The sequence below is a fragment of the Streptococcus infantis genome, from assembly GCF_047465525.1.
GTDB lineage: Bacteria > Bacillota > Bacilli > Lactobacillales > Streptococcaceae > Streptococcus > Streptococcus infantis_R.
The window spans coordinates 24,407-48,074 of the sequence record NZ_JASGZS010000003.1 but is presented as its reverse complement, the minus strand read 5'-3'; the positions used below and the strand labels follow the sequence as shown (position 1 = coordinate 48,074).

Here is a 23,668-nt window from a genome sequence, read left to right as displayed (position 1 = left end):
TTGTCACGAATATAACATCCACTTAGCCATGTAAACGTTTTAGTCATACTGTAACACTGAAATAAGAGACAAACTATGGTATAATATATCTAGTTACTAATAGTGAAATGAGGCATTTGTTAATGCAAGATAAAAATTTAGTGAATGTCAATCTGACAAAGGAGATGAAGACCAGCTTTATCGACTACGCCATGAGTGTTATCGTATCGCGGGCCCTTCCTGATGTTCGAGATGGTTTGAAACCAGTTCATCGTCGTATTCTATACGGTATGAACGAATTGGGTGTGACACCAGATAAACCTCATAAGAAATCTGCTCGTATTACAGGGGATGTCATGGGTAAATACCACCCACACGGTGACTCATCTATCTACGAAGCTATGGTTCGTATGGCGCAATGGTGGAGTTATCGATACATGCTTGTAGATGGGCATGGGAATTTTGGTTCTATGGATGGTGATGGTGCCGCAGCTCAGCGTTATACTGAAGCACGTATGAGTAAGATTGCTCTTGAGATGCTTCGCGACATCAATAAAAATACCGTTGATTTTGTAGATAACTATGATGCCAATGAACGTGAACCTTTAGTTTTGCCAGCTCGTTTCCCAAATCTTTTGGTCAATGGAGCTACAGGTATCGCTGTTGGTATGGCGACTAATATTCCGCCACATAACTTGGGTGAAACCATTGATGCAGTGAAGTTGGTCATGGATAATCCAGAAGTTACAACCAAGGAATTAATGGAAGTTCTTCCTGGTCCAGATTTTCCAACTGGTGCCCTTGTTATGGGGAAATCAGGTATTCATAAGGCCTACGAAACTGGTAAAGGATCGATTGTGCTTCGTTCTCGTACTGAAATCGAAGAAACTAAGACTGGTCGCGAACGTATCGTTGTAACAGAATTTCCATATATGGTCAACAAGACCAAAGTCCATGAACATATTGTGCGTTTGGTTCAGGAAAAACGTATCGAAGGTATTACAGCTGTTCGTGACGAATCAAACCGTGAGGGAGTTCGCTTCGTAATTGAGGTGAAGCGTGATGCATCTGCTAATGTTATTTTGAACAACTTGTTCAAGATGACTCAAATGCAAACTAGCTTTGGATTTAACATGCTGGCTATCCAGAATGGTGTACCAAAGATTCTTTCTCTTCGTCAAATCTTGGATGCTTATATTGAGCACCAAAAAGAAGTGGTGACTCGTCGTACTCAATTTGACAAAGAGAAAGCTGAAGCGCGTGCACACATCTTAGAAGGTTTGTTGATTGCTCTGGACCACATCGACGAAGTCATTCGTATCATCCGTGCCAGTGAAACGGATGCAGAAGCCCAAGCTGAATTGATGAGCAAGTTCAAGTTATCTGAACGTCAAAGTCAAGCAATTCTTGATATGCGTCTTCGTCGTTTGACAGGTTTGGAACGTGACAAGATTCAGTCAGAATATGATGAGCTTATTGCTTTGATTGCTGACTTGGCAGACATTCTTGCAAAACCAGAACGCGTAGCGCAAATCATCAAGGAAGAACTGGATGAGGTCAAACGTAAGTTTGGTGATCCACGTCGTACTGAGTTGATGGTTGGTGAGGTCTTGACGCTTGAAGATGAAGACTTAATTGAAGAGTCTGATGTTCTCATCACTCTATCAAATAAAGGTTACATCAAACGTTTGGACCAAGATGAGTTCACAGCTCAAAAACGTGGTGGACGTGGTGTTCAAGGAACTGGAGTTAAGGACGATGACTTTGTGCGTGAATTGGTTTCAACCAGCACTCACGATCATTTGCTCTTCTTCACTAATAAAGGACGTGTTTATCGTCTTAAGGGGTATGAAATTCCAGAATACGGTCGCACAGCCAAAGGTTTGCCAGTTGTCAATCTTTTGAAATTGGATGAAGGTGAAAGCATTCAAACCATTATCAATGTTGAATCAGAGCGTAGTGATGATGCTTACCTCTTCTTTACAACTCGAGCTGGTATTGTTAAGAGAACCAGCGTTAAAGAATTCGCAAACATTCGTCAAAATGGTCTCAAAGCCTTAAATCTGAAAGATGAGGATGAGTTGATTAATGTCTTACTAACTGAAAAAGACACAGATATCATCATCGGAACCAGATTAGGTTATGCCGTTCGTTTCAATCAGTCTTCAGTTCGTAGTATGAGTCGTATCGCCACTGGTGTTAAAGGGGTAAATCTTCGTGAAGGTGATGCTGTAGTTGGAGCGAGAGTGATTACTGATCAAGATGAAGTCCTTATCATTACTGAAAAAGGATATGGTAAGCGCACAGTTGCGACTGAATACCCAACAAAAGGGCGTGCTGGTAAGGGAATGAAAACAGCCAATGTTACTGAAAAAAATGGTCCTCTGGCTGGTCTCTTAACAGTAAAAGGGGACGAAGATCTGATGATTATCACTGACACAGGTGTCATGATTCGAACAAATGTAGCCAATATTTCACAAACGGGACGTTCAACTATGGGAGTAAAAGTGATGCGTCTAGATCAAGATGCTAAGATTGTGACTTTTACAAGTGTTGCAGCAGCAGAAAAAGAAGAAGTTGGGGCAGAACAGGAAACAGAAAGTGAAGCATAATGTCTCAAAAAAAGAATCAAAGTAAAAAAAATAAACGTAAAAATCTACTGATTAACATACTGGCAGGATTCCTAATCTTGCTATCTATCGCTTTAATCTTCAATGCTAATATTCGTGATATGTTCATGATTTGGAATACTAATAAGTATCAGGTCAGTCAAGTGACCAAGGAAGAGATTGAAGAGAACAAAGAAACAGAAGGAAATTTCGATTTTGACTCTGTAAAATCACTTTCCTCGGAGGCAGTCCTATCAGCTCAATGGAATTCCCAGCAACTTCCGGTAATCGGAGGGATTGCCATTCCAGAGCTTGAAATGAATCTACCAATATTTAAGGGACTCGATAATGTTAACCTTTTTTATGGTGCTGGGACAATGAAAGCCAATCAAGTAATGGGGGAAGGAAATTATTCTCTAGCAAGTCACCGTATCTTTGCAGGTGAAAATGCAGATAAGAAATTATTTTCTCCTCTTGCTCGTGCTGAGAAAGGGATGAAAATTTATCTCACTGATAAAGAAAAAGTCTATACATACGAGATTGAAGAGGTTAAAATTGTAACTCCTGATCGCGTAGATGTAATTGACGATCGTGATGGGATTAAAGAGATTACCTTGGTAACCTGTGAAGATGCTAATGCAGTTGAGAGAATTATCGTTAAAGGGAATTTGACAGAGATAAAATCTTATGCAGAGACTCCATCAGATATCTTAGAAGCCTTTAATAAACCCTATAAACAATTTTATGAATAGTAGAAGAGGTTGGGACAAAAGAGCCCGACCTCATTTTTTATTAGCAATCAAACTTTGACGCGGTAGCTGATTGAACTTTTTGTTCGTCTTTTAGACTCCAAAAAGCTCCTAATCATACTCGCGGGGCTGGGACTACGAAATCGAGACTTTGTCTATCGATTTCTGTCCCACCGCCTTTTCTTGTCAATTTCAGAAAATAGATAGGAAAAAGACTTTTCAATTTTGGTAAAAAGTAGTATAATGTTTCTATTATAGAAATTTTTAGAAAATTCCGAAAGAGGTTTGTTATGGGATACACAGTTGCTGTTGTCGGCGCTACAGGTGCCGTTGGTGCTCAAATGATCAAAATGTTGGAAGAATCAACTCTTCCTATCGATAAGATTCGTTACCTTGCGTCTGCACGTTCTGCAGGAAAGGTCTTGCAATTCAAAGGTCAAGATGTGACCATCGAAGAAACAACAGAAGACGCTTTTGAAGGGGTTGATATTGCTCTCTTCTCAGCTGGTGGATCAACTTCTGCAAAATATGCACCTTATGCTGTTAAAGCAGGCGCAGTTGTCGTAGATAACACTTCTTACTTCCGTCAAAATCCAGATGTACCATTGGTTGTTCCTGAAGTGAATGCCCATGCCCTTGATGCTCACAACGGAATTATCTCTTGTCCTAACTGTTCAACAATTCAAATGATGGTGGCTCTTGAGCCCGTTCGTCAAAAATGGGGATTGGACCGTATCATCGTATCAACTTATCAAGCAGTTTCAGGTGCTGGTATGGGAGCAATTCTTGAAACCCAACGTGAGCTTCGTGAAGTCTTGAATGACGGTGTGAATCCACGTGATTTGCATGCGGAAATCCTGCCTTCAGGTGGAGATAAGAAACACTATCCAATCGCCTTCAACGCTCTTCCTCAAATTGACGTCTTCACTGACAATGACTACACTTACGAAGAGATGAAGATGACCAATGAAACCAAGAAAATCATGGAAGACGATAGCATTGCCGTATCAGCAACATGTGTACGTATTCCAGTTTTGTCAGCTCACTCTGAGTCAGTCTATATTGAAACAAAAGAAGTAGCACCAATCGAAGAAGTGAAAGCAGCTATTGCTGCATTCCCAGGTGCAGTTCTTGAAGATGATGTTGCTCACCAAATCTATCCTCAAGCAGTTAATGCTGTTGGTTCACGTGATACTTTCGTTGGACGTATCCGTAAAGATTTGGATGCAGAAAAAGGTATCCACATGTGGGTAGTATCTGATAACCTTCTTAAAGGTGCCGCTTGGAACTCAGTACAAATTGCAGAAACACTTCACGAACGTGGATTGGTTCGTCCAACAGCTGAATTAAAATTTGAATTGAAATAATGTGTAGGAGTTCTTTTGAACTCCTTCTTTAAAATAGAAAGGTGTTTCGTATGTCTTATCAAGATTTAAAAGATTGTAAAATTATCACGGCCTTTATTACTCCTTTTCATGAAGATGGGTCAATCAATTTCGATGCCATTCCAAAGTTGATTGAACATTTATTAGCACATCATACAGACGGAATCCTCCTAGCAGGAACAACGGCTGAGAGTCCGACTCTAACTCACGATGAGGAGTTGCAGTTGTTTGCAGCTGTTCAAAAGGTTGTCAACGGACGAGTTCCTTTAATCGCTGGTGTTGGTACCAATGATACACGTGACTCTATTGAGTTTGTCAAAGAGGTAGCAGAGTTTGGCGGTTTTGCGGCTGGTCTTGCGATTGTTCCTTACTATAACAAACCATCCCAAGAAGGTATGTATCAACACTTTAAAGCTATTGCAGATGCTTCTGATTTGCCAATTATTATTTATAACATTCCAGGTCGTGTAGTTGTCGAAATGACTCCTGATACTTTACTTCGTTTGGCGGAACATCCAAATATTATTGGTGTCAAAGAATGTACCAGTCTTGCCAATATGGCTTACTTGATTGAGCATAAACCAGAAGAATTCTTGGTGTACACTGGTGAGGATGGTGATGCTTTTCATGCTATGAACCTTGGTGCAGACGGAGTTATCTCTGTTGCTTCCCACACAAATGGAGATGAGATGAATGAAATGTTTACTGCAATCGAAGAAAGTGATATGAAGAAAGCGGCAGCTATTCAACGTAAATTTATTCCTAAAGTCAACGCTCTCTTCTCTTACCCAAGTCCGGCACCTGTTAAGGCGGTACTCAACTATATGGGATTTGAAGCTGGGCCAACTCGTCTACCTTTGGTTCCTACGCCTGAAGAGGATGCTAAACGCATTATCAAGGTTGTTATTGATGGGGATTACGAAGCAACTAAGGCGACTGTCACTGGAGTTCTTCGTCCTGATTACTAAGATAACTAATATAAAAAAACTTTCTAAACAAGTAAAATTGTTGGGAAGTTTTTTTCTTTTTCTACGAATAAATAGATAAAGAGAAAAACAAGGAGTCTATCATGAAAATTAAGATTGATAATTTTGAGATTTATAAGTTGAAACAAGCAGGTTTAAGTAATCAACAGGTTTTAAAGGTACTTCAATATGGAGAAATCTATGATCAAGAATTAACCCTAGAAACGATAGCAGAAGCATCTGAGTGTAGAAATCCAGTGGTTTTTATGGAACGTTACCATAAACTCACCTTTGAAAGCATGGAGCGATTAAGAAGGGACTTTGAAAAATTTCCCTCTTTTTCCATCCTAGACGATGTCTATCCCTTTGCTCTCAGTGAAATCTATGATGCTCCAGTATTGTTATTTTATAAGGGCGATTTAAATCTCTTAAAGTTACCTAAGATTGCGGTTGTAGGCAGTCGCTCTTGTAGTCAAACAGGGACAAAATCAGTCCGTAAGGTTATTGAAGAACTGGAGAATGAGCTGGTAATTGTGAGTGGGCTTGCTAGAGGGATTGATACTGCAGCGCATATGTCTATTCTTCAAGGTGGTGGTAAAACTATTGCAGTCATTGGGACTGGCTTGGATGTTTACTATCCACGTTCTAATAAACGACTGCAGGACTACATCGGTGAATATCATTTGATACTGAGTGAATATGGACCGGGTGAAGAACCTTTGAAATATCACTTTCCAGCAAGAAATCGGATTATTGCTGGCCTATGTATGGGTGTCATCGTTGCTGAGGCAAAGATGAGATCTGGTAGTTTGATTACTTGTGAGCGAGCTATGGAAGAAGGAAGAGATGTCTTTGCTATTCCAGGTAGCATTTTAGATGGTCGTTCCGATGGTTGTCATCACTTGGTTCAAGAAGGTGCAAAACTTGTTTCAAGTGGTCAGGATGTGCTAGCAGAATTTGAATTTTAAGAACTAGTAAGGCTTTATTGTTTAAACTTTTCTTCTATATATAGGAGTTAAGTCTTGACAGGTTTTTAAAAATGGTTTACACTTTATAAAGTTTATTACTTTGAAAAGGTGTGATACTGTGGCTACGGCAACAAAGAAGAAAAAATCAACAGTTAAAAAAAATCTAGTAATCGTGGAGTCGCCTGCAAAGGCTAAAACGATTGAAAAATACCTGGGTAGAAATTATAAGGTTTTAGCCAGTGTTGGTCATATTCGTGATTTGAAAAAATCCAGTATGTCAGTCGATGTAGAAAATAATTATGAACCCCAATATATCAATATTCGTGGGAAAGGTCCTCTGATCAATAACTTGAAAAAAGAAGCTAAAAAAGCCAATAAAGTCTTTCTCGCAAGTGACCCGGACCGCGAAGGAGAAGCAATTTCTTGGCATTTAGCTCATATTCTTAATCTAGATGAAAATGATGCTAACCGTGTTGTTTTCAACGAGATTACCAAGGATGCGGTAAAAAATGCCTTTAAAGAACCTCGTAAGATTGATATGGATTTGGTGGATGCCCAACAAGCCCGTCGTGTCTTGGACCGCTTGGTAGGTTATTCTATTTCACCGATTTTATGGAAAAAGGTCAAAAAGGGCTTGTCAGCTGGCCGTGTTCAGTCTGTTGCTCTCAAGTTAATCATTGACCGTGAAAATGAGATCAATGCTTTTCAACCGGAAGAATATTGGACTATTGATGGAGTCTTCAAAAAGGGGACTAAGCAATTCCAAGCATCCTTCTATGGAATGAATGGCAAGAAGATGAAATTGACAAGCAATGAAGAGGTCAAAGAAGTCTTGTCTCATCTATCCAGCAAAGACTTTACAGTTGATCAGGTAGATAAAAAAGAACGCAAGCGTAACGCTCCACTCCCTTATACTACCTCAACTATGCAGATGGATGCAGCTAATAAAATCAATTTCCGTACTCGAAAGACTATGATGGTTGCCCAGCAACTCTATGAAGGGATTAATATTGGTACGGGCGTCCAAGGTTTGATCACCTATATGCGTACAGACTCGACTCGTATCAGTCCAGTTGCTCAAAATGAAGCAGCAAACTACATTAACGAACGTTTTGGCAGTAAGTATTCTAAGCATGGCAGCAAGGTAAAGAATGCGACTGGTGCACAGGATGCCCATGAGGCTATCCGCCCATCAAGTGTCTTTAACACACCAGAAAAAATTGCTAAGTATTTGGATAAAGATCAACTTAAGCTTTATACCCTTATCTGGAATCGCTTTGTAGCGAGTCAGATGACGGGTGCTATCTTTGATACCATGGCTGTGAAGCTCTCTCAAAATGGAGTTCAGTTTGCAGCGAATGGTAGTCAGGTCAAATTTGACGGTTACTTGGCCATTTACAATGATTCAGATAAGAATAAGATGTTGCCGGATATGGTAGTTGGTGATGTCGTCAAGCAGGTCAATAGTAAGCCTGAGCAACACTTCACTCAACCGCCAGCACGTTATTCGGAAGCGACACTGATTAAAACTTTGGAAGAAAACGGAGTCGGTCGCCCATCAACTTATGCACCTACAATTGAAACCATTCAAAAGCGCTATTATGTGCGTTTGGCAGCCAAGCGTTTTGAACCGACAGAATTGGGAGAAATTGTTAACAAGCTCATCGTTGAATATTTCCCTGATATCGTCAATGTAACCTTTACAGCTGAAATGGAAGGTAAACTGGATGATGTCGAAGTTGGAAAAGAGCAGTGGCAACGAGTCATTGATGAATTTTATAAACCCTTCTCTAAAGAGGTTGCCAAAGCCGAAGAGGAAATGGAAAAAATCCAAATCAAGGATGAGCCAGCAGGATTTGATTGTGAAGAGTGTGGCAGTCCGATGGTCATTAAACTTGGTCGTTTTGGTAAGTTCTATGCTTGTAGCAATTTCCCAGATTGCCGTCATACACAGGCTATCGTGAAAGAGATTGGTGTTGAGTGTCCAAGCTGTCATCAAGGTCAAATTATTGAACGAAAAACTAAGCGTAATCGTATCTTTTATGGTTGCAATCGCTATCCAGAGTGTGAATTCACTTCTTGGGACAAGCCTGTTGGACGAGATTGTCCAAAATGTAGCAACTTCCTCATGGAGAAAAAAGTCCGTGGTGGCGGGAAGCAGATCGTTTGTAGCAATGGTGATTACGAAGAAGAAAAAATCAAATAAAATGAGTCCTGAAAGTAAATTTCAGGCTCTTTTTAGTAAAGGCTTGACAAAATTCATCATTGTATGCGAAACTAGAAGAGGATTATTTTATACTCAATGAAAATCAAAGAGCAAACTAGGAAGCTAGCCGCAGGATGCTCAAAGCACTGCTTTGAGGTTGTAGATAGAACTGACGAAGTCAGTAACATATATACGGTAAGGCGACGCTGACGTGGTTTGAAGAGATTTTCGAAGAGTATTAACTAGGAGAAGTTATGCGTATTGTTTATCTGATTATTGGATTTCTGTCATTAGCTTTGGCTATTGTTGGAGTTGTCTTGCCCTTGTTGCCCACGACTCCTTTTCTTTTGTTGTCTATTGCTTGTTTTTCGAGAAGTTCCAAGCGTTTTGAAGATTGGCTTTATCATACCAAACTTTATCAGACTTACGTGGCGGACTTTCGTGAGACCAAGTCTATTGCGCGTGAACGTAAGAAAAAAATTATTGTATCGATTTATATCCTGATGGGAATTTCCATTTATTTTGCGCCTCTTTTACCAGTCAAAATCGGTTTGGGATGTTTAACCATCTTTATTACCTACTATCTTTTTAAGGTGATTCCTGATAAAGAATAGCTTTAATAAGTAACGATTTTCCTTGATAAAAACAAAAACATATTCGAAATAATATGATATAATAAATTTAAACTAATCTTCAAGGAGAATCAAATGATTTACGAATTTTGTGCTGAAAATGTAACTTTGCTTGAAAAAGCTATGCAGGCAGGAGCTCGTCGCATCGAGCTTTGTGACAATCTAGCAGTTGGTGGAACAACTCCAAGCTACGGAGTGACAAAGGCAGCTGTGGAACTGGCGGCCGACTACGATACGACCATTATGACTATGATTCGCCCACGTGGTGGTGATTTTGTCTACAATGATTTAGAAATTGCCATTATGCTTGAGGACATTGCTCTAACTGCTCAAGCAGGAAGTCAGGGAGTTGTCTTTGGTGCCTTAACAGCTGATAAGAAGTTGGACAAGGCCAATCTTGAAAAGTTGATTGCTGCATCTAAAGGTATGGAAATTGTTTTCCATATGGCATTTGATGAATTGAGCGAACAAGATCAGTTAGAAGCTATTGATTGGCTCAGCCAAGCTGGAGTGACACGCATCCTGACTCGTGCTGGTGTATCTGGCGACTCGTTAGAGAAACGTTTTGCTCACTATCATAGAATTCTAGAACACGCTGCAGGAAAAATTGAAATTTTACCTGGTGGAGGGATTGACATGGATAACCGTCAAACCTTCATTGACCAACTGGGTGTGACACAATTACATGGAACTAAGGTTGTCTTTTAATAAATAGAAAGGAACTGCTAGCTTTTGGTAGCAGTTTTCGCTTATGTTTGAAATTTTTAAAGCTTATCAGTTTAATAGTAAAAAGGCTAAAGAGTACGGATTTGTAGAAAATCAAGGCGTATGGAACCATAGTTCGACTATCTTGCACGGAGATTTTCTCATGATAGTTATAGTTGTGGACGGAGACTTATCTTTTCAAGTTTTTGACAAGGAAACTGGTGATCTTTATCCTCAAGTTCATATGGAAAGTATGAGAGGTACGTTTGTTGGAACTGTTCGAGAGGCTTGTTTAGAAGTTCTTTATGAAATCCGAAAGTCTTGTTTTGATGTGCAGGAATTTATCTATCCTCAGACCAAGAGAATCATGGCAGTTGTTCAAGAAAAGTATGGAAATCAATTGGAATATCTATGGGAGAAATCCCCTGATACAGCTGTTTTGCGCCATGAGGACAATCAAAAGTGGTATGCTGTTTTGATGAGAATCTCTTGGGATAAGCTTGAAAAGGGGAGAGAAGGACTAGTGGAAGCAGTCAATCTCAAACATGATCAAGTATCTGATTTGTTGGTAAAAAAAGGGATTTATCCAGCCTTTCATATGAATAAGCGCTACTGGATAAGTGTGCCACTGGATGACAGTTTAGCAGATGAAGAGGTGCTTGAATTGATCGAAAAAAGTTGGAACTTGACCTTGAAAAAGTAATTAGATTTACTTGATTTTTCAAATACTTTCAATTAGCAAAATATTCTTTACTGAAGAAATTTTCAGAAAATATTGGATTTTTTCTTGACATGTGTTTTTTCCTATGCTAAAATACTAAACAAGATATCAAACGAAGGAGAAAGTCAAACATGAAAACAGCTAAGTTTAATCAATTTGCTTTGTTGTTGAGGTACTCGGGCTAGTGCAAAAGCATTAGTCCTGTTTGGCTTACCAAGCGGGAGTAAATCAACATCTCGCTTGGAACTCCGAGCGAGATGTTTTTTTAAAACCGAATTTAGAAAAGGGGAAATCTTATGAGAACAGTTGAATTTCTAGATACTAGCCTTCGAGATGGTGAGCAGACACCAGGTGTTAATTTTTCGATCAAGGAAAAGATTGCCATTGCAAGACAACTGGAAAAATGGGGAATTTCGGCAATTGAAGCTGGTTTTCCAGCAGCTAGTCCAGACTCATTTACTGCAGTTCAGGAAATCGCAAAAGTCTTGAAGAAAACAGCGGTGACTGGTTTAGCTCGCTCTGTTAAATCAGACATTGACGCTTGTTATGAAGCACTGAAGGATGCTAAGTATCCACAAATCCATGTTTTTATCGCTACTAGTCCTATTCATCGTGAATTTAAGTTGAATAAAAGCAAAGAGGAAATTTTGGAAGCTATTAAAGAGCATGTTTCCTATGCACGTAGTAAATTTGAAGTGGTAGAATTCTCTCCTGAAGATGCGACTAGAACTGAGCTGGATTTCCTCTTACAAGTCGTTCAAACAGCGGTAGACGCAGGTGCAACCTATATCAATATTCCTGACACGGTTGGTTTTACCACACCAGAGGAATATGGGAATATCTTCAAGTATCTGATTGATAATGTTAAAACCGACCGTCAGATTATCTATTCACCTCACTGTCACGATGACCTTGGAATGGCAGTTGCCAATAGCCTTGCTGCTGTTAAGAATGGTGCAGGACGTGTTGAAGGGACTATCAACGGTATTGGGGAGCGAGCTGGAAATGCTGCTTTGGAAGAAATTGCAGTAGCCCTCAATATTCGCCAAGATTATTACCAAGCAGAGACAAGTATTGTACTAAACGAAACGATTAATACGTCTGAAATGGTTTCTCGTTTCTCAGGAATTCCAGTTCCTAAAAATAAGGCAGTTGTCGGTGGGAATGCCTTCTCTCATGAATCAGGCATTCACCAAGACGGTGTTCTTAAAAATCCTCTCACTTATGAAATCATTACACCTGAATTGGTTGGTGCCAAGAGTAATAGTCTTCCACTCGGTAAATTGTCTGGTCGCCATGCTTTTGTTGAGAAACTAAGAGATTTGGCTCTAGACTTTACAGACGAAGATATCAAGCCACTCTTTACTAAGTTCAAGGCCTTGGCAGATAAGAAGCAAGAAATCACAGATGCTGATATTCGAGCTCTAGTAGCTGGCACCATAGTTGAAAATCCAGAAGGCTTCCACTTTGATGACTTGCAACTTCAAACTCATGCGGAAAATGATATTGAAGCGACTGTGAGCTTGACTAATTTAGATGGTGAAAAGGTTGAATTTAATGCAACAGGACAAGGTTCGGTTGAGGCTATTTTTAACGCTATCGACAAATTCTTTAATCAATCTGTTCGCTTGGTATCCTACACCATTGATGCGGTAACAGACGGGATTGATGCTCAGGCACGTGTCCTAGTTACTGTTGAAAACAGAGATACAGAAACTATCTTTAACGCAGCTGGACTTGATTTCGATGTGTTGAAGGCTTCGGCTATTGCCTACATTAATGCCAATACCTTTGTTCAAAAAGAGAATGCTGGTGAGATGGGAACAACAGTTTCCTATCGCGATATGCCTAGTGTTTAAAGGAGAATACTATGACAAGAAAAATAGTTGCCCTAGCAGGTGATGGTATCGGACCTGAAATCATGGAAGCTGGTTTAGAAGTTTTGAAGGCTCTAGCTGAAAAAACAGGTTTTGACTATGAGATTGATAGACGACCTTTTGGTGGTGCAGGTATCGATGCTGCAGGGCATCCCTTACCTGATGAAACTCTCAAGGTATGTCGTGAAGCAGATGCCATTCTCCTAGCGGCTATCGGTAGTCCCCAGTATGATGGGGTAGCGATTCGGCCTGAACAAGGCTTGCTGGCTCTCCGTAAGGAACTCAATCTTTATGCTAATATTCGCCCTGTAAAAATCTTTGAGAGTCTCAAGCATTTGTCACCTCTCAAACCAGAACGAATTGCTGGTGTAGACTTTGTCGTGGTGCGTGAGTTGACAGGCGGGATTTACTTTGGGAATCATATCCTTGAAGAGCGCAAAGCGCGTGATATCAACGACTATAGCTATGAGGAAGTAGAACGTATTATTCGCAAGGCCTTTGAAATCGCAAGAAATCGCAGAAAAATCGTTACTAGTATCGATAAGCAAAATGTGTTGGCAACTTCAAAACTCTGGCGGAAAGTAGCTGAGAAGGTCGCACAGGATTTCCCAGATGTAACCTTGGAGCACCAGCTAGTCGACTCAGCTGCCATGCTCATGATTACCAATCCTGCTAAGTTTGATGTCATCGTGACAGAAAATCTTTTCGGAGATATTCTCTCTGATGAATCGAGCGTTCTATCTGGTACACTTGGAGTCATGCCATCAGCCAGTCACTCCGAAAATGGCCCAAGTCTCTATGAGCCCATTCACGGTTCAGCTCCTGATATTGCAGGTCAAGGAATTGCCAATCCTATTTCCATGATTTTATCAGTGGCCATGATGTTGAGAGACAGTTTTGGACGTTATGAGGATGCAGAGCGCATTGAACGTGCTGTTGAGGCGAGTTTGGCAGCTGGAATTTTAACGAGAGATATAGGAGGACAGGCTTCGACAAAGGAAATGACGGAAGCTATTATCGCAAGGTTATGAAGTTAGACGAAAAAATTACTCTAGTCCTTTTGATTTGGAATGTCATGGTTTTCTTGATTTATGGTATTGACAAATCCAAGGCAAGGAGAAGAGCTTGGCGTATCCCTGAGAAAATCTTACTTATTTTAGCCTTTACTTGTGGTGGTTTTGGTGCCTGGCTAGCAGGAATCATCTTTCACCACAAGACTCGAAAATGGTATTTTAAAACAGTTTGGTTTCTCGGGATGGTGTCCACACTAGTAGCCTTATATTTTATTTGGAGGTAATGGATGGCAGGAAAATCGATTTTTGATAAATTATGGGACCGTCATGTCATCACAGGAGAAGAGGGGCAGCCCCAACTCATGTATGTGGACCAGCACTATATTCATGAAGTGACAAGTCCTCAGGCTTTTCAAGGATTACGAGATGCAGGGCGCAGATTGAGACGACCAGACTTGACATTTGGAACCTTTGACCACAATGTCCCGACGGTCAATATCTATGATATTCGAGATGTCATTTCCAAGGCTCAAATTGATAAGCTGGCTGAAAATGTTGAGGAGTTTGGAATTGAACATGCGGCCCACGGTTCTGAAAAGCAGGGAATCGTTCACATGGTAGGTCCAGAAACAGGAAGAACTCAACCAGGAAAATTCATCGTCTGTGGAGACAGTCACACAGCAACCCACGGGGCTTTCGGAGCTATCGCCTTTGGGATTGGGACCAGTGAGGTCGAACATGTCTTTGCGACACAGACCCTCTGGCAGGTCAAACCCAAGAAAATGCTGGTGGAATTCACTGGTGTTCCTCAAAAAGGAGTTTATTCTAAGGATTACATTCTCGCCCTGATTGCCAAGTACGGAGTTGCCTGTGGAGTTGGCTATGTGGTGGAATATCGAGGGCAGGCTATTGATGCACTGAGCATGGAAGAGCGAATGACCATCTGCAATATGTCCATCGAGTTTGGATCCAAGATGGGAATCATGAATCCGGATCAAACCACCTATGATTATCTCAAGGGACGGGAATGTGTTCCAGAGGACTTTGAAGAGGCTGTGGCGGATTGGAAAACAATTGTCAGTGATGAGGATGCTGTTTATGATAAGATTATCCAGATGGATGTTTCAGACTTGGCTCCTATGGTGACCTGGGGAACCAACCCTGCTATGGGGGTTGACTTTGACAGTAGCTTCCCAGAAATTAAAGATATGAATGATGAGCGAGCTTACAACTACATGGACTTAGAGCCAGGTCAAAAGCCGGCTGATATTGAACTAGGCTATATCTTTATCGGTTCATGTACTAATGCTCGTCTCAGCGACTTGCAACTGGCTGCGCGATTTGTTAAAGGAAAGAAAATAGCCCCCAATCTAACTGCTATCGTGGTTCCAGGCTCTCGTCCTGTCAAACGAGCTGCGGAGAAATTGGGCTTGGATAAAGTTTTCTTAGATGCTGGCTTTGAGTGGAGAGACCCAGGTTGTTCCATGTGCCTAGGGATGAATCCTGACAAGGTACCTGATGGTGTTCACTGTGCCTCAACCAGCAATCGTAACTTTGAAGACAGACAGGGCTTTGGCGCTAAGACCCATCTTTGCAGTCCAGCCATGGCAGCAGCAGCAGCTATCGCAGGGCGTTTCGTAGATGTTCGGCAAATGCCAGAAGCCCAGTAAGGAGAGGATATGGAAAAATTCACAGTTTATACGGGAACGACTGTTCCTCTCATGAATGATAACATCGACACTGACCAAATCCTACCCAAGCAGTTTCTCAAGTTAATTGATAAAAAAGGCTTTGGTAAGTACCTTATGTATGCTTGGCGTTATCTAGATGACAAGTATACTGAGGATCCAGACTTTGTCTTTAACCGACCTGAATATCGCAAAGCCAGTATTCTCATTTCAGGGGATAACTTCGGCTCAGGGTCTTCGAGGGAACATGCAGCTTGGGCCTTAGCAGACTATGGTTTTAAGGTCGTGATTGCAGGATCTTTCGGTGACATTCATTACAATAATGAACTCAATAATGGCATGTTGCCTATTGTACAGCCTAGAGAGGTTAGAGAGAAACTAGCCCAGCTACAACCAAGTGACCAGGTAACTGTGGACTTGGAACAACAAAAAATCATCTCACCAGTTGGAGAATTCTCCTTTGAAATCGATAGCGAATGGAAACACAAGCTCTTAAATGGTTTGGATGATATCGGTATTACTTTGCAGTATGAAGACTTGATTGCTGCTTATGAAAAACAACGACCAGCCTACTGGCAGGATTAGAAAAAATAGAAAAGGAAATAGAACTATGACAAAACACATTCAATGGAAGGGAACACTTTCACAAGAAGGTTATGACATTTTAAAAGGTGAGGGCGGATGTATCGTTTGCCCTACAAAAGTTGGTTACATCATCATGACTAGCGATAAGGCAGGTCTTGAACGCAAGTTTGAAGCCAAGGAACGCAACCGTAACAAACCAGGTGTTGTTCTCTGCGGTAGCATGGACGAGCTTCGCGCTTTAGCACAACTCAACCCAGAAATTGAAGCCTTCTACCAAAAACATTGGGACGAAGACATTCTACTTGGTTGTATCCTTCCATGGAAACCAGAAGCTTTTGAAAAACTTAAAGCATATGGTGATGGCCGTGAAGAACTCATGACAGACGTGCGTGGTACAAGCTGTTTTGTTATCAAATTTGGGAAAGCTGGTGAACAACTAGCTGCCAAACTTTGGGAAGAAGGCAAGATGGTTTATGCCTCATCAGCAAACCCGTCTGGTAAAGGAAATCGTGGTAAGGTTGAAGGAATCGGAGAGCGTATCGAAGGAGCAGTGGACCTTGTTATTGAAGCAGACGACTATGTTGCATCTATCCAGCCAGATAAAACAGTTGAAACACGCTACGAACAAGGTGTGATGGTGTCTATGGTAGATAAAGACGGCAAACTCATTCCAGAACAAGGTGGAGCACGTTCAACTTCTCCGGCACCAGTTGTGATCCGTAAAGGTCTCGACATTGATAAAATCATGATGCATCTATCAGATACCTTTAACTCATGGGATTATCGTCAAGGTGAGTATTATTAGGATGTAGAAGAAGTGAGGTTTATACTCTTCGAAAATCTCTTCAAACCACGTCAGCGTCGCCTTACCGTAGATATATGTAACTGACTTCGTCAGTCTTATCTACAACCTCAAAGCAGTGCTTTGAGCAGCCTGCGGCTAGCTTCCTAGTTTGCTCTTTGATTTTCATTGAGTATTAGTCATTATTGTAATAAGAGTGTGACATCTTTAAATTACTGAATAAGTTAGTAAGAAAGACGTTTTAGTTTAAGTCTCAATTTTAGAGAATGACTTTGGTTAATCTGACTAAGGCGATAAAGTTTCTAAATTTATTTCTTTTATCAATCGTAACTAAAAATAACAGAGAACTTCTGAATCGATAAAAACAGATTTTTTAAAAGTATTCATACACAATTAAAATCAAAGTTCATTTTTTGTTGATAGGTGGCTTAAGAAATATCGTAATACAAGTATAAACTTTGAAATTTACCAGCCAATCAATGAACCATACTCTATTCAGGGAAAGCAAGTAATGAGTTTCTAACAATATAATAGACTGAATCTAGAACAGCACATTCTGACTGCTAAAAATATTTCTAGAAATTAGTTTAACTTTGCTAATTGATTTGTTCATACCCTATTTCAATCTACTATAACTTTAATATGTTTGTTTATACAGTAACATTTCTCCCCTTTTTGATTTTAAATGAGTATTAAATTGTGATAAGTTGAGTTAATTGGATTAAGAACCTCAAAAAAACAAAAAGGAAAGCATCTCATGAAAAGATGTTTTCCTTTTATTGTATAAGTTATCGAATAGAGTTATCCTAAATTCAGAAAGGTTCAAAATGATATTTGATGAATAATGATACTCTATATTTTAACTATTTTATTAGTTATTTTCAACTTGTTCACTATATTTTGGTCTTAGTGTGGTTCCTGAATTGATAATAGTGCGTTTTTGAACTAAAGGTAATTCTGTACGATTATAAACTGTTCTCCAAGGTTCCCAAGCAAGACCTGTTTTTTCTTGAATTTTTACGCGAAGATTGCGAACATTTCCTCTAAATTGTAGTTCAGTTTGGAAACCAGCAGTTCTATTTTTTCCATTATCTTCCCATTCACGAGAGCGGATGCTTTCAATTCCATTTTCGTCATATGTGACTTCGTCCCAGTAAACGTAGTAACGAGCGACATATCCACCCTTATGTTGCAAATTGAGATAGCCATTCTTGTAAGAGGTAATTTTAGTTTCAATATAATCAGTACTGTTTTGGATTGTTGCAACTTGATTATCTCTTAAAAAGGCAGTTTTATAAGAAATAGGGACTGCAGGATTTTGTGTACTAAAATTAGCTCCTTCTTGAATTAATTTCTTGAGATCTTCAGGTGTTCCAGTAACTACTCGAGCAGCGCCATCAGCGTTGCCGCCAACAATAACAGCTGTTACAGAAGTATTTTTCAAAACACGAGCCCATTCAGATTCAGGGTTAATAGGCACACCTTTAATGACAGCATTTATAGCTGCTTTAAGTTCTGTACTTGTACTTGTTGTTTCAAATTTAACATACATTTGACGGCCATAAGACATACTAGAAACATAAACAGGAGGTGTTTGTTCATCCAAGCCACGATCTTGTAAATCGTTGACTGTTACATTATCACCAAAGACATCTCCAGGATTTTTTGGTGCATCAAAGTTAGCGGTAAAGTAAATTTGTTTAAAGTCGACAACTTCAATTTGTTTTTCACCTTTTTGTGCAGCTTCAAAGTCAATTTTTAAATCAACCCCAATTTTTTCAAAGTTGCTACCAAATTTTGCTTTTAGTTGATTCATACTATATGCTGAAGTAGAATCGTATTGCATACGAGCAGGTGCAGGATTACTTGATGCATAATTTGCATTCCATCTATTTACCAGAGTGTTAATTCCTTCCTGCATACCACTGACTGTTGTGTTTGCATCAGTATAGCTATCTGCTCCAGCCATTCCTGGAAGGTCCACGCTGATTCTACCCTGTTTTCTATCAATACTAACAAGTTGAGGTTTATTTTCTAATAACCCTTGATCTGCTCGGAACAAAGCGCCTAAGAAGATGTCGCTATTACCGTTAATTGAAACATCAGCTGAATTATTAGAAATACTCTTTTTCACTTTTTCAATTACAACAAACTCATTCCCTTGTTGTTTTGAAGATGTATTTGAATAATTTTCGATTGCTTCACCTCTACGAGTTAAAATATCAATTTTATTGTAGTTTAATCCGAAAAGATATTTATTCAAGTCCTTATCTGCCTGATTAGTAGATCTCATGAGGTTTTCCATAACATCTGCTTTTGGCGCTTCAGTTACAGTAGTGGCGTCTTTTTCTTCAGGTTTTGAATTGAGGTTTGGAGTATTTTCTTGTTCGTTTACTGTAGGTTCTGTTTTTGAGTTAGAACTACTTGAAATTGGGGTTTCAGTAGCTTTTACAGTATTATTTTGAATAATCGAAGCTGTACTTAATAAAAAAGTTGCAATAACTACACCACAGACACCAATGCTACGTTTTCGGATAGAATAACGAAAACCTTTGTCAAGATTATTTTGAATCATATAAAGCTCCTAGTTTATTATTTCATTTTATCATCTCTTGAATGCGCTTTCTAGGGATAAAGATATTCTAGCAGAAATAAAAATCTTATGCAATCGTTTTCTGTAAAAATTAGACATATCTTTATATATGTTTAATTTCGAAGATTTTAGCTTTGAAGATTTTAGCTTTTTAGTGTAATTTTTCTTTACTTGAGAGTTCACTTATGATAATTCCCTCATGCAGCTGATTCGTCATACGATTGAGTACATGAAGAATCAGAGAAGCATAGGGGGAGGAGTTCTTGATAATTTATTAACAAGTCGTGAAAATGTCTCTGAAATTATTCGAGTAACCCCATCTTATAAACTAGCTGATCGAGCCAAGATTATCCGACTAAATCAAACCAAACCGCTTCGTCATGCCTACTTTCGGGAATACAGAAAGTTGCAAGAGCTGTGTCTGATGATATTAAACAGAGAAAAGCACGGTTTAGGATACCAAGAGCAAAAAATCCATGGTATTCTTTTTGATGTTGCCTGGCTTTGGGAAGAGTATGTAAATACCGTGTTGCCAAAAGATTTCATCCATCCAAGAAATAAGGATAAGACGGACGGTATTTCGGTATTTTCTGATAGTAAACGAAAAGTGTTCCCAGATTTTTATAACAGAGAACTAAGGACAGTTTTAGATGCTAAATATAAAAGACTAGAATTTACTGAAAAAGGAATTAACCGTGAGGACTTGTTCCAGCTGATTTCTTATTCTTATATTTTAAAAGCTAAGCAGGCTGGGCTTATTTTTCCAAGCAAGGAAATGGTAGTTGATAATGAGATAGGAAAGCTAGCAGGTTATGGAGCCCTGTTGAAGAAATGGTCTATCCAAATACCTGGACAAGTCGAAAGTTTTGAAGATTTTGTCAGGAGGATTGAGTCCTCTGAAAAAGTCTTTATCGAAAATCTAGGTAAGTGTTTGAAAGGTAAGACAAATACAGGGTGAATGTCTACTTATTATCTAAATCAAGAATTATAAACACGAACATTATTTGTTTTCGGTCATTACAATTGACAAAAAACGGACATTATTGTAAACTTGTTAGAGTAATTGTCTGGAAAAGACGAGGCTATTCCTAACTTTAGGAAGGTCTAAACAAGAGAAATGAGAGAAATATGTTAAACGAATTTCCGATCTTTGACTATGAAGATATTCAGCTAATCCCTAACAAGTGTGTTCTTAAAAGTCGTGCAGAGGCTGACACGCAGGTAACTTTAGGGAAGCATACCTTTAAATTACCAGTTGTTCCTTCCAATATGCAAACAATCTTAGATGAAAATGTTGCTGAACAACTTGCTAAGGGTGGATATTTCTATATTATGCATCGTTTTGATGAAGAAGGACGCATTCCTTTTGTCAAACGTATGCACGATCAGGGCTTGATTGCTTCTATTTCAGTTGGTGTTAAAGACTACGAGTATGATTTTGTGAGTCAATTAAAGGCTGATGCACCAGAGTATATCACCATTGATATTGCTCATGGTCATGCTGATAGCGTGATTTCAATGATTCAGCACATCAAGAAAGAATTACCTGATACTTTTGTCATCGCTGGTAATGTTGGTACTCCAGAAGCCGTTCGTGAACTTGAAAATGCTGGAGCAGATGCTACTAAGGTCGGAATCGGTCCAGGTAAAGTATGTATTACTAAGGTTAAAACTGGTTTTGGTACTGGTGGTTGGCAGTTAGCCGCCCTCCGCTGGTGTGCGAAAGCTGCTCGTAAACCGATTATTGCTGATGGTGGTATCCGTACACATGGTGATATTGCCAAGTCAATCCGCTTTGGTGCAAGTATGGTCATGATTGGTTCACTGTTTGCAGGGCATATCGAAAGTCCTGGAAAAACAGTTGAAGTGGACGGTAAACAATTCAAAGAATACTATGGTTCAGCTTCAGAATACCAAAAAGGTGCTTATAAGAATGTCGAAGGTAAGAAAATTCTTCTTCCTGCCAAAGGACATTTACAAGATACCTTGACTGAGATGGAACAGGATTTGCAAAGTTCGATTTCTTATGCTGGAGGTCGTAAAGTAGCTGATCTTAGACATGTAGATTATGTGATTGTGAAGAACTCTATCTGGAATGGAGATGCTCACTAAAAATATGATTACTTATTTATGCCGCGAATTGGCGTGGCGTTTCTACAAGGTACCGTAAATACCTAACAATGAGTAAGTCGAAGAGAGATAAAAGAAGCAGTACTATTTGTTTCTATGTTTCCGAGGGACTTGCTTTGTGAGTCCCTTTTTATTTCGGAGGTTATTGTGAAATTACTAGAGGAACGTATTTTAAAAGATGGGAATATTTTAGGTGAGAATATTCTTAAGGTGGATTCTTTCTTGACTCACCAAGTTGATTACAAGTTGATGCGCGAAATTGGTCGCACCTTTGCAGAGCATTTTAAAAATGCTGGTATTACAAAAGTTGTAACCATTGAAGCATCTGGGATTGCCCCAGCCTTATATGTTGCAGAACAGTTAGATGTACCTATGATTTTTGCTAAGAAGGCAAAAAATATTACGATGAATGAAGGGATTTTAACTGCTGAAGTTTATTCTTTCACTAAACAAGTAACAAGTACCGTATCCATTGCAGGGAAGTTCTTATCTCCTCAAGATAAAGTATTGATTATTGATGATTTCTTGGCTAATGGTCAAGCAGCTAAAGGTTTGATTCAGATTATTGAACAGGCTGGTGCTACAGTTGAAGCTATCGGAATTGTGATTGAAAAATCCTTCCAAGATGGTCGTGAACTGCTAGAAAAATCAGGTCATCAAGTAGTATCACTTGCGCGATTAGAGCGTTTTGAAAATGGAAAAGTTATCTTTAAGGAGGCAGATATCTAATGAAACAACAGGAAAACCACTCACAGGCAGCCGTTCTTGGTTTGCAACACTTGCTAGCCATGTACTCAGGTTCAATCCTGGTACCAATCATGATTGCAAGTGCTTTAGGGTATTCAGCTCAACAGTTGACCTACCTTATTTCAACAGATATCTTTATGTGTGGGGTTGCAACTCTTTTACAATTGCAACTCAATAAACATTTTGGTGTCGGTTTGCCTATTGTTCTTGGGGTAGCCTTCCAGTCTGTTGCTCCACTGATCATGATCGGTCAGAGTCATGGTAGTGGTGCTATGTTCGGAGCTTTGATTGCTTCAGGGATTTATGTTATCCTGATTTCAGGTATCTTCTCTAAGGTTGCCAATCTTTTCCCTGCAATCGTAACTGGTTCTGTTATCACAACTATCGGATTGACCTTGATTCCAGTTGCCATCGGAAATATGGGTAATAATGTTGAAAAACCTACTGGACAAAGTTTAGCTTTGGCAATGATTACAGTTCTCATTATTCTTTTAGTTAATATCTTTACCAAAGGATTTATCAAATCTATTTCCATTTTGATCGGTTTGATTGCAGGTACTATTATCGCTGCAACTATGGGCTTGGTTGATTTCTCTCCAGTAGCAGAAGCTCCACTCGTTCATATCCCAACTCCATTCTACTTCGGTGCTCCACAATTTGAGATTTCTTCTATTGTAATGATGTGTATCATCGCTACTGTATCAATGGTAGAATCAACTGGTGTGTATCTTGCCCTTTCTGATATTACTAAAGATCCAATCGATAGCACTCGTCTTCGTAATGGTTATCGCGCTGAAGGTCTTGCTGTCTTACTTGGTGGACTTTTCAATACCTTCCCTTATACAGGGTTCTCTCAAAACGTAGGTTTGGTGAAACTTTCAGGTATTCGTACTCGTTTGCCAATCTATTACGCAGCTGGTTTCCTTATCTTGCTCGGTCTCTTGCCTAAGTTTGGTGCCTTGGCTCAGATTATTCCAAGCCCTGTTCTTGGTGGAGCTATGCTCGTCATGTTTGGTTTTGTTTCGCTACAAGGGATGCAAATCTTGGCGCGTGTAGACTTCGAACACAATGAACACAACTTCCTCATTGCAGCAGTTTCTATTTCTGCTGGGGTGGGATTAAACGGAAGCAATCTCTTCAATACTTTACCGACTGAATTACAAATGTTCTTCTCAAATGGTATTGTCATTGCAAGTACAGTAGCCATCGTCTTGAATGCTATTTTGAATCGTAAAAAATAAAAATAAATGAGAAGCGATAGAAATATCCTTCTCATTTTCTTTTTTAGAGCTTGAGTATTGTTTATAGAGTCCT

19 protein-coding genes, 1 pseudogene and 1 riboswitch are annotated in these 23,668 nt (G+C 39.5%); of the genes and pseudogenes, 19 read left to right on the top strand and 1 reads right to left on the bottom strand.

Annotation, left to right across the window (positions count from 1 at the left end; genetic code table 11):
- Positions 1 to 122 precede the first annotated feature (122 nt).
- From gyrA to QM374_RS01515, 15 genes are all read left to right on the top strand, one after another.
- A complete protein-coding gene (gyrA, locus tag QM374_RS01585) occupies positions 123 to 2,591 on the top strand; it encodes a DNA gyrase subunit A (RefSeq protein WP_223141089.1) in 2,469 nt (822 codons plus the stop codon).
- Complete coding sequence (locus QM374_RS01580; RefSeq protein WP_414310668.1) at positions 2,591 to 3,340, top strand: class A sortase; 750 nt, start codon at positions 2,591 to 2,593, stop codon at positions 3,338 to 3,340. The genes gyrA and QM374_RS01580 overlap by 1 nt, the downstream gene beginning before the upstream one ends.
- 287 nt (positions 3,341 to 3,627) lie before the next feature.
- Positions 3,628 to 4,704: an aspartate-semialdehyde dehydrogenase gene (locus QM374_RS01575; RefSeq protein ID WP_000542499.1), complete on the top strand. Its 1,077-nt coding sequence runs from the start codon at positions 3,628 to 3,630 to the stop codon at positions 4,702 to 4,704.
- Positions 4,705 to 4,754: 50 nt separating this feature from the next.
- Entirely contained in the window at positions 4,755 to 5,690 is a 936-nt protein-coding gene (gene dapA / locus QM374_RS01570) for a 4-hydroxy-tetrahydrodipicolinate synthase (RefSeq protein ID WP_311523720.1), read from the top strand.
- Positions 5,691 to 5,797: 107 nt separating this feature from the next.
- Positions 5,798 to 6,655 carry a DNA-processing protein DprA gene (gene dprA, locus QM374_RS01565; protein ID WP_414310689.1) on the top strand — a complete coding sequence of 286 codons (858 nt, stop codon included), beginning with the start codon at positions 5,798 to 5,800 and terminating at the stop codon, positions 6,653 to 6,655.
- A gap of 118 nt (positions 6,656 to 6,773) precedes the next feature.
- Entirely contained in the window at positions 6,774 to 8,861 is a 2,088-nt protein-coding gene (gene topA / locus QM374_RS01560) for a type I DNA topoisomerase (protein WP_414310667.1), read from the top strand.
- Positions 8,862 to 9,115: 254 nt separating this feature from the next.
- On the top strand, positions 9,116 to 9,475 hold the full coding sequence (locus QM374_RS01555) for a YbaN family protein (RefSeq protein ID WP_001223807.1): 360 nt from the start codon (positions 9,116 to 9,118) through the stop codon (positions 9,473 to 9,475).
- A 93-nt stretch (positions 9,476 to 9,568) separates the two neighbouring features.
- Positions 9,569 to 10,201, top strand: a complete 633-nt coding sequence (locus tag QM374_RS01550; RefSeq protein WP_414310666.1) for a copper homeostasis protein CutC — start codon at positions 9,569 to 9,571, stop codon at positions 10,199 to 10,201.
- A gap of 43 nt (positions 10,202 to 10,244) precedes the next feature.
- On the top strand, positions 10,245 to 10,901 hold the full coding sequence (locus QM374_RS01545) for an MmcQ/YjbR family DNA-binding protein (protein ID WP_414310665.1): 657 nt from the start codon (positions 10,245 to 10,247) through the stop codon (positions 10,899 to 10,901).
- 314 nt (positions 10,902 to 11,215) lie between these two features.
- Positions 11,216 to 12,778 carry a 2-isopropylmalate synthase gene (locus tag QM374_RS01540; protein ID WP_414310664.1) on the top strand — a complete coding sequence of 521 codons (1,563 nt, stop codon included), beginning with the start codon at positions 11,216 to 11,218 and terminating at the stop codon, positions 12,776 to 12,778.
- Positions 12,779 to 12,789: 11 nt separating this feature from the next.
- Complete coding sequence (gene leuB, locus QM374_RS01535) at positions 12,790 to 13,827, top strand: 3-isopropylmalate dehydrogenase (protein ID WP_414288906.1); 1,038 nt, start codon at positions 12,790 to 12,792, stop codon at positions 13,825 to 13,827.
- Complete coding sequence (locus tag QM374_RS01530; protein WP_101784767.1) at positions 13,824 to 14,093, top strand: DUF1294 domain-containing protein; 270 nt, start codon at positions 13,824 to 13,826, stop codon at positions 14,091 to 14,093. Before leuB ends, QM374_RS01530 begins: the two co-directional genes overlap by 4 nt.
- A gap of 3 nt (positions 14,094 to 14,096) precedes the next feature.
- Entirely contained in the window at positions 14,097 to 15,479 is a 1,383-nt protein-coding gene (gene leuC, locus QM374_RS01525; protein WP_261025715.1) for a 3-isopropylmalate dehydratase large subunit, read from the top strand.
- A gap of 9 nt (positions 15,480 to 15,488) precedes the next feature.
- Positions 15,489 to 16,082: a 3-isopropylmalate dehydratase small subunit gene (gene leuD, locus QM374_RS01520; RefSeq protein WP_414310663.1), complete on the top strand. Its 594-nt coding sequence runs from the start codon at positions 15,489 to 15,491 to the stop codon at positions 16,080 to 16,082.
- Positions 16,083 to 16,107: 25 nt separating this feature from the next.
- Positions 16,108 to 16,887: an L-threonylcarbamoyladenylate synthase gene (locus tag QM374_RS01515; protein ID WP_414288910.1), complete on the top strand. Its 780-nt coding sequence runs from the start codon at positions 16,108 to 16,110 to the stop codon at positions 16,885 to 16,887.
- Positions 16,888 to 17,755: 868 nt separating this feature from the next.
- Here QM374_RS01515 and QM374_RS01510 read toward each other — a convergent pair.
- Positions 17,756 to 19,459, bottom strand: coding sequence for a thiol-activated cytolysin family protein (locus QM374_RS01510; RefSeq protein WP_414288912.1), 1,704 nt, complete (start codon positions 19,457 to 19,459; stop codon positions 17,756 to 17,758).
- Positions 19,460 to 19,652: 193 nt separating this feature from the next.
- On the opposite strand from QM374_RS01510, the pseudogene QM374_RS01505 reads away from it, so the two are divergent.
- From QM374_RS01505 to QM374_RS01490, 4 genes and pseudogenes are all read left to right on the top strand, one after another.
- A pseudogene (locus tag QM374_RS01505) lies at positions 19,653 to 20,435 on the top strand (5-methylcytosine restriction system specificity protein McrC); the annotation flags it as partial.
- A gap of 170 nt (positions 20,436 to 20,605) precedes the next feature.
- The gene (gene guaC, locus QM374_RS01500) at positions 20,606 to 21,589 is read left to right on the top strand and encodes a GMP reductase (protein WP_000931194.1); all 984 of its coding nucleotides are present in this window, start codon (positions 20,606 to 20,608) and stop codon (positions 21,587 to 21,589) included.
- Positions 21,582 to 21,678, top strand: a riboswitch (purine riboswitch). Its footprint overlaps the gene before it by 8 nt.
- 76 nt (positions 21,679 to 21,754) lie before the next feature.
- Entirely contained in the window at positions 21,755 to 22,336 is a 582-nt protein-coding gene (locus tag QM374_RS01495) for a xanthine phosphoribosyltransferase (protein ID WP_414288913.1), read from the top strand.
- Positions 22,336 to 23,595 carry a nucleobase:cation symporter-2 family protein gene (locus tag QM374_RS01490; protein ID WP_000813114.1) on the top strand — a complete coding sequence of 420 codons (1,260 nt, stop codon included), beginning with the start codon at positions 22,336 to 22,338 and terminating at the stop codon, positions 23,593 to 23,595. Before QM374_RS01495 ends, QM374_RS01490 begins: the two co-directional genes overlap by 1 nt.
- The last annotated feature ends 73 nt before the right edge of the window (positions 23,596 to 23,668 follow it).